A 12,841-nucleotide genomic window follows, 5' to 3' on the forward strand; every position below is an offset into this window, starting at 1 on the left:
CGTACGACCGCTGCACCGGTGACCAAGATCGCCCCGATGGCCGTTGCACCCGCGCCTCCAGCGGCTCTGCCGGATCTCGGCGCCCTGCTCGGGAGCGCCTTCGCGTTGTTCATCAGCAACGGCACCGCGGCCAATCCCAACGCGGGACTGCTCTTCGGCGCCGGCTTCAGTTATACCGATGCCACCTGCGCGAGCGGCGTGGCATGCGCTGGCGGCAACGGCGGTCTTCTGTTTGGTATCGGCGGCAGCGGCTTCCGAGGCGGCAACGGCGGCTCCGTCTTGGTGGCCGGTAACGGCGGCGCAGGCGGCGCCGGGGTGGCCGGCATCAACCAGGGTGCAGGCGGACGCGGCGGCAACGCCGGCCTGCTGCTCGGAACCGGTGCGGCCGGCGGGGCCGGCGCGGCGGGAACCCCGGGCACCGACGGCATCAACGGTGTCGCCCCCGGTGAATCGGGCACCAGCGGTACTGCCGCCGTCACGGGCGGGGCCGGCGGTGACGGTGGCAACGGTGGCCTGCTGTTCGGTAACGGCGGCGCCGGCGGCGCCGGTGGTGTCGGCGCCCTCGGCGGGCTGGGCGGCAACGGTGTCGACGGAGCAGCAGCCACCACCCCGGGCGGCGCCGGGCAGGTCGGCGGCAACGGCGGCGACGGCGGAGCCGCGAGTCAAGGCGGGGCCGGCGGCGCCGGTGGCAGTGGGTCACTGCTGATCGGCAACGCCGGCGCCGATGGCCGCGGCGGCGACGCCGGAACCGGAGGCAACGCGGGGTCGGCCGGGTCCGGCGGAGCCGGGGCAGCTGGCGACGGCACCACACCTGACGGCGGAGCAGGCGGCGCGGGCGGGAACACCGGTACCGCCGGTGCCGCCGCGGTCGGTGGAGTCGGCGGTGGACGCAGCACCACCACGCTGGCAGGCAACGTCGGTTTGGCGGGAACGCCAGTCACCGGCGGGGGCAACGGAGGGAACGGCGGCAACGGTTATAGCCCGGTTACGCCTGCGATCGTCGTCGGGAACGGGGGCCGCGGCGGCAACGGTGGCAACAGGGGCAACGGTGGAGACGGCGGCGCTGGCGGTACCGGGCTCACCGGTTCCAACGGCGACAACAGCACTTCCGCGACCCTCCCCGGCGGCGCCGGCATCGCCGGTGGAGTAGGCGGCACTGGCGGCGCCGGCGGCCTCGGGGGATCCATCTCCGGCGAGGGCGGCGACGGCGGCGTTGGCGGTCAGGGTGGTCGTGGCGGCAACGCCGGTCGCGGCTTCGACGGCGCCGACGGAATCTTCGGCACTTCACCCGATGGGGTGGACGGCACGGACGGCGGTGACGGCGGCACCGGCGGGACCGGCGGCATCGGCGGCGCAGGGGGCGGCATCGCCGCCGGTGGTTCAGGCCAGTCAGGCCGCAACGGGAACGGCGGCACGGGCGGGGCGGGCGGTAACGCCGGCGCACCCGGTGACGGCGGCGACGGAGCCTTCGGCTTCTTCACCTTCGCGAGTGGTGCCGGCGGCGACGGCGGCAATCCCGGAGAGGTCGGCGCGGGCGGCCTGGGCGGCCTAGCAGGCGACGGCGGCCTCCTCGGCAGCGGCAACGCGGGCGGCATGGGCGCGGCCGGTGCCGCGGTGACCAGCGGGGGCAACGGAGGCAACGGCGGCAGGGGCCCTGACGCAATCTTGCCTACTGACGACGGTGGCGTTGGCGGGGCCGGCGGCAACGGCGGGTCGGTCGGCAACGGCGGCATCGGTGGGGCAGGCGGCAACGGCGTCGCGGGCACCGCGGGTGGTCGTGGCGGCGACGCCAACGGCCCCGGCGGCGCAGGCGGTTTCGGCACGTTTGGTACAGACGGCGGCAACGGTGGAGCCGGCGGGTCCGGCGGATCGACGTCGGGCAACGGCGGCAGCGGTGGCGCAGGCGGCAACGGGGCCAGCGGAGGCAACGGTGGCGGTGGCGGCAACGGCGAGTCGGGCGGTTTCCTCGAGTCCGGCGAGCGCGGAGGCAGGGGTGGCGAGGGCGGCTTCGCAGGCAGCGGCGGCAGCGGCGGCGCCGGCGGCGCGGCCCTGGGCTCGGGCAACGGCGGAGCCGGCGGCGTCGGCGGGTTCGGCGGAGTCGGAGCGAGCGGCGGGAACGGCGGCTTCGGCGGCCAGAACGGAAGTCAGCCCTTCGTCGATGGCAATCCCACCGGCGACAACCGTGCCGGCGGCGGCGGCGCCGGTGGGTACGGCGGCGGCGGAGGATTCGGCGGGAACGGTGGTGCCGGCGGCGCGGCCCTGGGCAACGGCAACGGCGGCGTCGGCGGCAACGCCGGGGCGGCGGGCGCCGGTGGAAAGGGTGGCAACGGTGAGCTCGGCGGTAGCGACTCGGGTGTCTACGGCACCAGCGCCGGCTCGGGAGGCGCAGCCGCCCGCGGCGGCAGCGCCGGCTTGGCCGGTCGCGGCGGCTCGGGCGGCGCGGCTCTTGGAAACGGCACCGGCGGAGCGGGTGGCGCCGGCGGAGCCGGTGCCAACGGTGGTGCCGGCGGGTTCGGCGGTAGCGGCGGCGTCAGCAACGAGTTCGCCGGCTTCGGCAACGACGGTGGAGACGGTGGTTACGCCTCGGGCGGTGGCGACGGCGGTGCCGGAGGCGTTGCGTCGGGATCCGGTAGCGGCGGCGCCGGCGGAGCAGGAGGCGTCGGCGGTATCGGCGGTAACGGCGGCGGCGGCGGGTTCGGCGGCCAGCTCAAGGATCCCGGACCCCTCCGAGCCGGTGGCGGCGGAGATGGCGGCAGCGGCGGCCGCGGGGGCAGCGGCGGATTCGGTGGCGCCGGCGGCAACTCCGTTTCCGGTCCGGCCGGCGCGGGTGGCACCGGCGGGAACGCCAACGTCGGCGGCGCGGCCGGCACGGGCGGCAACGGTGGCACCGGTGGTTACGGCGGTGCGTTCGGAACGTCGGCGGGCTTCGGTGGCAGCGGCGGAGCCGGAGGTAACGGCGGGTCCGGCGGGTCCGGCGGGTGGGGTGGGTACGGCGGAAACTCGTTGTCCGGCCCCGGTGGTGACGGCGGCAACGGCGGCAACGGGGCGAAGGGCGGCAACCTGGGTGCCGGAGGGCCCGGTGGCTACGGCAACAAATTCCTGGGCCAGCCTTCTGGAAACGGACCGGCGGGCGCGGTGGGCACCGTGGGCGCCGTCGGTGGTGCGGGCCTCGGCCGGCTCGGTGGCGGCGGCACGCCTCCCGGTGATCCCGGCACCAACGGCGTGGCGGGATCCAACGGCCCCTAGCGGTTCCGAGCCGTGCCGCCATCGATCACGTCGGTGGCGGCACGGCTACCGGTTGGGACTCACACGATTCGGAGACCCTCGGGCATCCTCTGCCGGTCGCGCCAGAAGGCGTCGTTGGCGAAGCGCTCGAACAGGTCCGGCGGCAGCAACGTCGCACGCGTGGACGCCGTGACGCGCTTGCCGACAGTGTGCAGTCCCGGCGTGCCCGCGCGCCTGTCGAAATCGGTGACGTCGTACTCCACGTGGTCGAAGTCGTGCTCGAACGGCGCCTCGTCGAGGAAGTCGTAGATCGCGCTCATCGTCGCGGCTGGATCGGTGGTCAGGGTCTCGTACTGCACGAGGAGCAGCCGATCCCGCTGCGCGCCGTAGCAGGCCTGCTTGAGAGCGTCGTAGGGCCCGCCTACCATTCCATCTTGTCCCGCAACGACATTGGCACGGGTGTAGACGGTGCCCCCCGCGCTGTAGTTGAAGATGGAGGACGGGCTGAAGACGTTGCGTTGGATCAGTCGTTCGATGCTGTCGATCACCCACGGCAGATCGCGCACGCAGGCGATCACCTTGGCATCCGGGAAGAGGTGCGCGATCGCAGGCATCCACGCACACCACCCGCGATTGGTGTCGAAGATGACCTCGGCGTCCGTCTCGGCGTAGAAACTGTCGAACAACCCCCGGAGGATGCGCTCGCGCTTGGCGTCGTCGATGAACACCGAGTACTCGTGACCCGCGCTCATCTGGCCGAGCAACGCGCCGAAGAGGCCGGCCAACGGACCCGACATCCCAGCCTCGAAGCGTGGGTTCTGCCGGAGCAGCGCAGCCAACAGCGTTGAACCCGAGCGAGGTAGGCCCGAGATGAAGTGCTGAGTTGCCATGGGCGCTCCTCGTTTGGGGTTGCCCGGGGGGCACCGGGGTCATACGTTAGCCGAGCTGGTTGGCGTCTCCCCCTCTCTTGCGACCAGACGCAAAGTGCACGACACGCCGGGTGTGAGCGCACCTTTGCGTCTGCTCGGCGGGGGGAAGTGGGGCTAGAAGACGCGGCCGCGCAACATGACCAGACTCGGATGGCCGACCACCCCGGCGCCGCCACGCGGATCCTCGGCGTAGCAGACCAGATCGGCCGAGGCCCCGTGCTCCAGCGCCGGTCTGCCCAGCCATGCCCTGGCGTCCCAGCACGCCGCGCCGAGCGCCGCCGTCGGACTCATGCCAACGGTCTTGAGCGCCTCGACCTCGTCGGCGATCCGGCCGTGGGCGATCATGCCGCCCGCGTCGGTCCCGGCATAGATGGGCACACCCGCGTCGTGGGCGGCGCCGACCCGCTGCGCGCAGGAGGCGTAGAGGTCCCGCATGTGCGTGGCATAGGTCGGATACTTGGCCGCCGCGTCGGCAATGCCGGGAAAGTTCTCGATGTTGATCAGCGTCGGCACCAGCGCGGTGCCGTGCTCGAGCATCATCTCGATGACGTCGTCGGTGATCCCGGTGCCGTGCTCGATGCAATCGATGCCCGCCTTGATCAGACCGGGCAAGGCGTCCTCGCCGAACACGTGGGCGGTCACCCGGGCGCCTTCGACGTGCGCCGCCGCGATGGCGTCGACCAGGACGGCGTCGGACCACAGCGGAGTGAGATCGCCGACGCCCCTGTCGATCCAGTCCCCCACCAGCTTCACCCAGCCGTCACCCCGACGGGCCTGCTCAGCGACCGCGAGGGGCAGTTGCGACTCGTCCTCGATGTCGATCGGTACGCGCGGGAGGTAGCGCCTCGGCCGCGCCAAGTGGCGGCCGGCGCGGATGATGCGGGGCAAATCCTCCCGGTCGTCGAGGCTGCGTGTGTCGACGGGCGAACCGGCATCGCGCAACAGCAGGGCGCCGGCCTCCCGTTCGGTCTCGGCCTGCGTGACGGCCACGTCGAACTCAGTCGGTCCGTCCCGCCCGAGGCCGACGTGGCAATGCGCGTCGACCAGCCCTGGGATGATCCAACCGCCGTCGAAGACGTTGTCCGCGTTGGCGATCGGCTCGGCGCTGAGCACACCGTGGGCGATCCACCACTCGACCGGCTCGCCATCGGGCAGGCCGCGTCCCCGAACGTGCAGACGCACGTTTACTTCTGGCCGGGAAACTTCAGCTTGGACAGGTCGAAGTTGGCCAGGCCCGGCGGTAGCTCGTCGAGCCCCTTCGGCATGTTGGACAGGTCGGGGAAGCCGGCGGGCATACCGCCGCCGACACCGAGCGGATTGGGCGCCTTCGGCTGCGTCGGACCCCGGCCGCCCTTCTTCTTGCCTGCCTGCTTGTTCTTGCCCTTGGCCGCCTTGCGCGAGGAACCCTTGCGGGCGAACGGCATTCCCATTTGTCCGGCCATCTGCGACATCATCTTGCGGGCATCGAAGAACCGGTCGACGAGGGAATTCACCTCCGCCACTGCGACACCCGAACCGTTCGCGATGCGCAGCCGTCGCGAGGCGTTGATGATCTTCGGGTCTGCGCGCTCGGCGGGCGTCATGCCCCGGATGATGGCCTGGACGCGGTCGAGCTGGGTGTCGTCGACGGCGGCCAGCGCATCCTTCATCTGGCCGGCGCCGGGCAGCATGCCAAGCAGGTTGCCGATCGGACCCATCTTGCGGATCATCAGCATCTGCTCGAGGAAGTCCTCCAGCGTGAGTTCGCCGCTGCCGATCTTGGCCGCGGCTTCCTCGGCCTTCTCGGCGTCGAAGACCTGTTCGGCCTGCTCGATGAGGGTCAGCACGTCACCCATGCCGAGGATGCGGCTGGCCATCCGGTCGGGATGGAAGACGTCGAAGTCGTCGAGCTTCTCGCCGTCGGAGGCGAAGAGGATCGGCACGCCCGTGATCTCGCGCACCGACAGCGCAGCACCACCGCGGGCATCGCCGTCGAGCTTGGTCAGCACGACGCCGGTGAAACCGACGCCCTCGCGGAATGCCTCCGCGGTCATCACGGCGTCCTGGCCGATCATCGAGTCCAGGACGAACAGCACCTCGTCGGGGTCCACCGCGTCCCGGATCGCCGCCGCCTGGTTCATCAACTCCTCGTCGATGCCGAGGCGGCCGGCGGTGTCGACGATCACGACGTCGTAGTGCTTGGTCTTGGCCTCTGCGAGACCGGCGGTGGCGACCGCGACGGGGTCGCCCGGGGCGGAGTCGTCGGAGCCCTCCACCGTGCCGCCGTGCGGTGCGAACACCTGCACGCCCGCACGTTCACCGACGATCTGCAGCTGGTTGACCGCGCCCGGACGCTGGAGGTCGCAGGCGACCAGCAGCGGGGTGTGCCCCTGGTCTCTGAACCACTTGGCGAGCTTGCCGGCCAGGGTGGTCTTACCGGAACCCTGCAGGCCTGCCAGCATGACGACTGTCGGCGGCGTCTTGGCGTAGCGGATCGTCCTGGTCTCACCGCCGAGGATGCCAACCAGCTCATCGTTGACGATCTTGACGACCTGCTGGGCCGGGTTCAGGGCACCGGAGACCTCGGCGCCCTTGGCGCGGTCCTTGATTCGGGTGATGAAGGCGCGCACGACGACCAGCGAGACGTCGGCCTCGAGGAGGGCCAGCCGGATTTCGCGCGCGGTGGCGTCGATGTCGGCGTCGGTGAGCCGACCCTTGCCACGCAGGCCGGTTAAGGCCCCGGTCAATCGGTCGGAAAGCGATTCGAACACGTGGTTAGCCTAGCGGTCGGCGTCGGTCGACGGCGGTGCGGTCACACGTCGTGGACGTTCGCCGTCAGCTGGCCTCCGGTACGGCCTTCGGCGGAGGCGGAGTGGGGAGCACCGCGAACAGGTCGCGCTCGAGTTCCCGGCGCGCCTCCGCGTGATCCGCCGTCACCGCGTCGTCGATCAACGAGGGCACCACGAGGCCGAAGGCGTCCACGACCGACGAGCCCAGCGTGGTCACCTTCGCCCAGGCGATGTCGACCCCGTCCCGCTCGATCGCCGCCGTCAGTCGGGCCAGCAGCCCCGCGCGGTCGGTGCTGCGGATCTGCACGACGAACTCGCCAGGGGACGTGCCGTCGAACCACAGGACGCGGGGTGGCGGCGGGGCGTTGATCGGCACGGCGTCCGGTATGTCCCCGGCCCGTGTCGTGTTCGTCGCGGCGGCATCGCGGTCCCGTCGTTCCAGCGCTCCGATGACGTCGAGGTCGCCCGACAGCGCCAGCCCGAACTGTTCCCGCAACAGTTCGGCGGCCGGCGGGGAGCCGAAGTGTGGTGACACCGCGAACGTGTTGATCGCGACGCCGTCGTGAATGTTGACCGACGCCGAGTGCACCCGCAGCGAATTCAGCGCCAAGACGCCGGCCGCCTTGGACAGGAGCCCACGGCGATCGAGGGCGATCATCGTGACGTTGAAGATGTGCGGGCTGTCACCGGCCACCAACTCGACGTGCACTCCGCGGTCCGCGGCCAGCGAAAGATGTCGTGGCTCAACCGGATCCGGCTGCGGCAGGGGCTCTCCCGCCATCACCATCCTGCAGCGACGGACCAGATCACCGATGAGCGAGGCCTTCCAGTCACCCCACACCCCCGGTCCGGTCGCCAACGAATCGGCCTCCGCCAGTGCGTGAAGCAACTCGAGCAGCACCAGGTCACCGTCGAGCGCGTCTACGACGGCGGAGATGATCTTGGGGTCCTGCAGATCCCGGCGCGTCGCCGTGTCCGGCAGAAGCAGGTGGTACCGCACGATCTTGGACAGCAGGGCGACGTCGGTCGGCCACAGGCCCAGCCTGGTGCCGATCTGAGTCGCCAGATCGGCGCCGATGACGCTGTGGTCGCCGCCCCGCCCCTTGCCGATGTCGTGCGTCAGGGCCCCGAGGACGAGGAGATCCGGGCGCGAGACCCGGGTGGTGAAGGCGCTTGCGCGCGAGACGGTTTCGACGAGATGCCGGTCGACGGTCCAGGTGTGGATGACGTCTCGCGGCGGGAGGTCCCGAACGGCACCCCATTCGGGGAATAGCCTGCCCCACAGGCCGGTCCGATCCAAGGCCTCCACGGTGGCGACCGTGGCGGGACCGGCCGCCAGCATCACCAACAGGTCCTTGAGCGCTTGACGCGGCCACGGCGTGCGGAGTTCGGGCGCCGTCTCGGCCAGTCGACTGAGGGTGGACGCCGACATCGGCAATCCGTTCGTGGCCGAGGCAGCAGCGACCCGCAGGATCAGGCCAGAGTCCCGTTCGGGGCGGGCGTCGCGGGCCAGCATGACCTCACCGCCGTACTCGATGACACCCTCGTCGACGGGCCGTCGCACGGGACGCCGCAGCGCGGACAATCCCCTACGCGGCAACGCATTCGACGCGGTGCGGATACCCGCGTCGACGTAGTAGCTGATGGTGCGCGCGGCATCGCTGAGCATGCGTGCGAGATCGAACCGGTCACCGATGTGCAGGGACGCGCCGATCTCGTCGGCGTACTGCGCCAACAGCATCTCCCTGCCGCGGCGTGAGACCCGGTGCAGTTCGGTGCGCACGTTGAGCAGCGCGAGGTGGGCGTCGCCCAGCGATCCGGTGGGCGAGGCCAGAGACCGGCTCGGGTAGGCGTCGGCCAGCTGCGCGATGGCCAGCGCGTTGAGCAGCTGTACGTCGCGCAACCCGCCTCGGCCGTTCTTCAGGTCGGGTTCGGCGCGGTGCGCGATCTGACCGCTGCGCTCCCAGCGCGCGCGGGTGTGGTCGACGAGCTCGGGGAAGCGAGGCGCGATACCGGTACGCCACTGGCGACGGGCGCCGCCCACCAGCAGAGCCGAGAGGTCGGCGTCACCGGCGATGTGTCGGGCGTCGAGCATGGCCAGGCCCGCGGAGATGTCCTCACCGGCGACCTTGAGCGCCTCGGGTACCGTGCGAACGCTGTGATCGATGTGAATGTTGGCGTCCCACAACGGATACCACAGCAGCTCGGCCACCTGTGACACGACGTCGCGGGGCATCTCGTCGTGGACGAGGGTGAGATCCAGGTCGGAATAGGGCAGCAGTTCGCCGCGGCCCAGACCGCCGGTCGCGACGATGGCGAACCCGCTGGTGGCGGTGATGCCGATCTCGGTGGCCTTGGTGGTGAGCCAGAATTCGTGCAGATCGAGCAACGCGTTGCGCAACGCGGCGGAGTCGAGCTTCGCCCCGCCGGTGAGGAGTTGTTCGGCCGCGGTGGCCAGATCCTTCGCCGGACGCGACGAACCCGCCGGCGGGGCCTCCCATCGAGAGGCCCCGTCGGCGGTCGTCATCTCCTCGCGCGAGCGCTCGTCGGCGGGATCTGGTGTCTGCTTCGTCATCTCGGTGTCCTCCCCGGACGTGCGATCGAAATGGTCCTCGGTGCGCGTCCGGGAGACGACGCTTAGATCACTTCTGCATCAGATGGCGTCGCTTCCCCGTTCGCCGGTCCGCACGCGGACCACGGTGTCGACGGGGCTGACCCACACCTTGCCGTCACCGATCTTGCCGGTGCGGGCGGCCTGGACGATGACGTCGACCACCTTGTCGACGGCGGACTCGTCCACCAGCACCTCGACCCGCACCTTGGGGACGAAGTCGACGGAGTACTCCGCACCACGGTAGACCTCGGTGTGGCCCTTCTGCCTGCCATAGCCCTGCACCTCGCTGACGGTCATCCCGAGGATGCCCGCCTGTTCGAGACCCGTCTTGACGTCCTCCAAGGTGAACGGCTTGACGATCGCAGTGATCAGCTTCATGTGGTCAGTTCCTTCCGGGTCATTCCCAACGCCCCTATCAATACTTCCCGATCACGCGAGTTCATAAGCCGTTTCCGCATGCTCGGCTTCGTCGATGCCGTTGGCCTCTTCCTCTTCGTCCAGCCGCAGACCGACGGTGAACTTGACGATGTAGGCCACCACGGCCGTGCCGATTGCCGAGTACAGCAGCACCGCACCGGCTCCGACCGCCTGCCTCCACAGCTGGTCGACTCCGCCGCCATAGAACAGTCCCGCCACACCGGCACCCGCCTCGGGCGCGGCGACCAGGCCTACCAGCAGCGTGCCGATGATGCCGCCGACCAGGTGGACGCCGACGACGTCGAGCGAGTCGTCGAAGCCGAGCTTGAACTTCAGCCCGACCGCCAGCGCGCAGAGCACGCCGGCCACGACGCCGATCACCAGTGCGCCAACCACATTCACCGACGAGCACGACGGCGTGATGGCGACCAGGCCGGCCACGATGCCCGACGCAGCACCGAGCGAGGTGGCGTGGCCGTCACGGATCTTCTCCGTGAGTAGCCAGGCCAGCATCGCGGCGGCGGTGGCGACCGTCGTCGTGACGAAGGTGGCACCGGCCAAACCGCCTGAGCCAACGGCAGATCCGGCGTTGAACCCGTACCAGCCAAACCACAGCAGACCCGCACCGAGCATCACGAACGGCAGGTTGTGCGGACGCATCGGCGCGCCGGGCCAGCCTCGGCGCTTGCCGAGGATGATGGCCAACACCAAGCCGGCGGTACCGGCGTTGATGTGCACGGCAGTACCACCCGCGAAGTCGACCGCGGCGAGTTGGTTGGCGATCCAGCCGCCCTTCTCACCGGTGAAGCCGTCGAAGGCGAACACCCAGTGCGCCACCGGGAAGTAGACGACCGTGACCCACAGACCCGAGAACAGCAGCCAGCCACCGAACTTCAGACGATCGGCGACCGCACCCGAGATCAGGGCCACGGTGATGATCGCGAACATGAGCTGGAAGGCGACGAAGACCGACATCGGGATCGTCCCGGCAAGCGGAATGGTGATCGCGTCGGCAGCCTCGACGCCCGCACTGGGATCGGCGACGATCGCCTCCGCGGCATTTCCGCCGATGATCCCCTTGAGCCCGAAGTACTGCGTCGGATCACCGAAGAAGTTGAACTTGTCGTTGCCGAACGCCATCGAGTAGCCGTAGAGCACCCACAACACGGTGACGACACCCATGGAACTGATGCTCATCATCAGCATGTTGAGGACGCCCTTGGCGCGAACCATGCCGCCGTAGAAGAAGGCCAGTCCAGGGGTCATCAGCAGCACGAGTGCGGCGCTAGCCAACATCCATGCCGTGTCGCCGGTGTCCGGCGCACCCATTATCGGAAATCCGTCCACTCCCAGTTTCCTCCTTCGCCCATGCCACGGTTAGTCACCGATGACCTAGGCCAAGACAATGCGCACTGGTTGTTTCGCGAATGAGCCGCCCGTGTTTCGCCGATGTGAACGGATCGACGGATTTCGTTTCGTCGGTGTTAACCGCCTCGTCAGGGCGTTGGTTGAGCAGGTCGCGTCAGCCGAATGGGGCGTCAGCCCAACAGGGCGTCGACGAACGCGGCGGGCTCGAATGGCGCCAGGTCGTCCGGTCCCTCGCCGAGTCCAACCAGCTTCACCGGCACACCCAGTTCCTGCTGCACGCGAAAGACGATGCCGCCCTTGGCCGTCCCGTCGAGTTTGGTCAGGACCACACCGGTGATGTCGACCACCTCGGCGAAGACCCGCGCCTGGGGCAGGCTGTTCTGCCCGATGGTCGCGTCGAGCACCAGCAACACCTCGTCGACCACCGCCCGCTTCATCACGACGCGTTTGACCTTGCCGAGCTCGTCCATCAGGCCGGTCTTGGTGTGCAGCCGGCCGGCGGTGTCGATGACCACGACGTCGGCCCCCGTGGCGATGCCTTGATCGACGGCATCGAACGCCACCGAGGCAGGATCGGCCCCCTCCGGACCGCGCACGACCTCGGCCCCCACCCGCGACGCCCAGCTCTGCAACTGATCGGCCGCGGCGGCGCGGAACGTGTCGGCCGCCCCGAGGACCACCCGACGGCCGTCGGCAACGAGGACCCTGGCCAGCTTGCCGACGGTCGTGGTCTTGCCCGTCCCGTTGACGCCGACGACGAGTAGGACCGAGGGTTTGTTCGCGTGCGGCAGAGCCCTGATCGAGCGATCCAACTCGGGCCGCAGCTCGTTGATGAGCACCTCGCGGAGCACCGCCCGGGCGTCGGCCTCGGACCGGACACTCGTCGCGGCCATCCTGGCGCGAAGGGCGCTCACCACGGACTCGGTGACGACGGGTCCGAGATCGGCGACCAGCAGGGTGTCCTCGATCTCCTCCCACGAGTCCTCGTCGAGGTCGCCACCGCCGAGCAGGCCGAGCATGCTGCGGCCCAGCGCGTTCTGCGACTTCGACAGCCGCCCGCGAAGCCGCTCCAGCCTGCCGTCCGACGGGGCGATCGACTCGATTTCGGAGGGAGCTTCGAGAGCCTCCGGCTCGGGTTCGGGCCGGACCTCGGGTTCGACGAGCTCGGGTTCGGGTTCGACGAGGTCGGGTTCGGGTTCGGGTTCGACGAGGTCGGGCAGCTGGACGTCGGAAATCGACCGCTTGGGCGCATCGCGCGGAACGGTGGCGTCGTCCCCCACCGCGGGCAGGCCCTGGACGTCCAGCGGGGTGTCCGTCGCCTGGGTGAACGAGATCGTCGAGGACGCCGTGTAGCCGCCAGACTTGTCGACGGGTTTGTCGAGGGCGGCGGCATCATCGGGCCGCGACAGGCTGATCCGTCGCCGCCGGTAACGCACCAGCCCGACGACCAGCGCCACCATCACGAGAACGGCGATGACCGCCACGGCGATCCAGAGACCCATCAACTGACCTTGCGTCAC

8 protein-coding genes are annotated in these 12,841 nt (G+C 70.2%); 1 reads left to right on the plus strand and 7 read right to left on the minus strand.

What is annotated here, in order from left to right:
- Positions 1 to 36 precede the first annotated feature (36 nt).
- Complete coding sequence (locus tag QUE68_RS18595) at positions 37 to 3,246, plus strand: hypothetical protein (protein WP_286274231.1); 3,210 nt, start codon at positions 37 to 39, stop codon at positions 3,244 to 3,246.
- 59 nt (positions 3,247 to 3,305) lie between these two features.
- Here QUE68_RS18595 and QUE68_RS18600 read toward each other — a convergent pair whose 3' ends face one another.
- The 7 genes from QUE68_RS18600 to ftsY all read right to left on the minus strand — a co-directional run bounded on the left by QUE68_RS18600 (position 3,306) and on the right by ftsY (position 12,823).
- Entirely contained in the window at positions 3,306 to 4,115 is an 810-nt protein-coding gene (locus QUE68_RS18600; protein ID WP_284227619.1) for a sulfotransferase family protein, read from the minus strand.
- 153 nt (positions 4,116 to 4,268) lie between these two features.
- Positions 4,269 to 5,336: an amidohydrolase family protein gene (locus QUE68_RS18605; RefSeq protein ID WP_284227621.1), complete on the minus strand. Its 1,068-nt coding sequence runs from the start codon at positions 5,334 to 5,336 to the stop codon at positions 4,269 to 4,271.
- 2 nt (positions 5,337 to 5,338) lie between these two features.
- On the minus strand, positions 5,339 to 6,904 hold the full coding sequence (gene ffh / locus QUE68_RS18610; RefSeq protein ID WP_284227622.1) for a signal recognition particle protein: 1,566 nt from the start codon (positions 6,902 to 6,904) through the stop codon (positions 5,339 to 5,341).
- Positions 6,905 to 6,968: 64 nt separating this feature from the next.
- The gene (locus tag QUE68_RS18615; protein WP_284227623.1) at positions 6,969 to 9,497 is read right to left on the minus strand and encodes a [protein-PII] uridylyltransferase; all 2,529 of its coding nucleotides are present in this window, start codon (positions 9,495 to 9,497) and stop codon (positions 6,969 to 6,971) included.
- A 78-nt stretch (positions 9,498 to 9,575) separates the two neighbouring features.
- A complete protein-coding gene (locus tag QUE68_RS18620; RefSeq protein WP_284227624.1) occupies positions 9,576 to 9,914 on the minus strand; it encodes a P-II family nitrogen regulator in 339 nt (112 codons plus the stop codon).
- 51 nt (positions 9,915 to 9,965) lie between these two features.
- Complete coding sequence (locus QUE68_RS18625; protein WP_284231091.1) at positions 9,966 to 11,282, minus strand: ammonium transporter; 1,317 nt, start codon at positions 11,280 to 11,282, stop codon at positions 9,966 to 9,968.
- Between the two features lie 209 nt (positions 11,283 to 11,491).
- The gene (gene ftsY / locus QUE68_RS18630) at positions 11,492 to 12,823 is read right to left on the minus strand and encodes a signal recognition particle-docking protein FtsY (RefSeq protein ID WP_284231093.1); all 1,332 of its coding nucleotides are present in this window, start codon (positions 12,821 to 12,823) and stop codon (positions 11,492 to 11,494) included.
- Positions 12,824 to 12,841 lie beyond the last annotated feature (18 nt).

This window comes from Mycolicibacterium sp. TUM20985 (assembly GCF_030295745.1).
In the GTDB taxonomy this organism is placed as follows: Bacteria; Actinomycetota; Actinomycetes; order Mycobacteriales; family Mycobacteriaceae; genus Mycobacterium.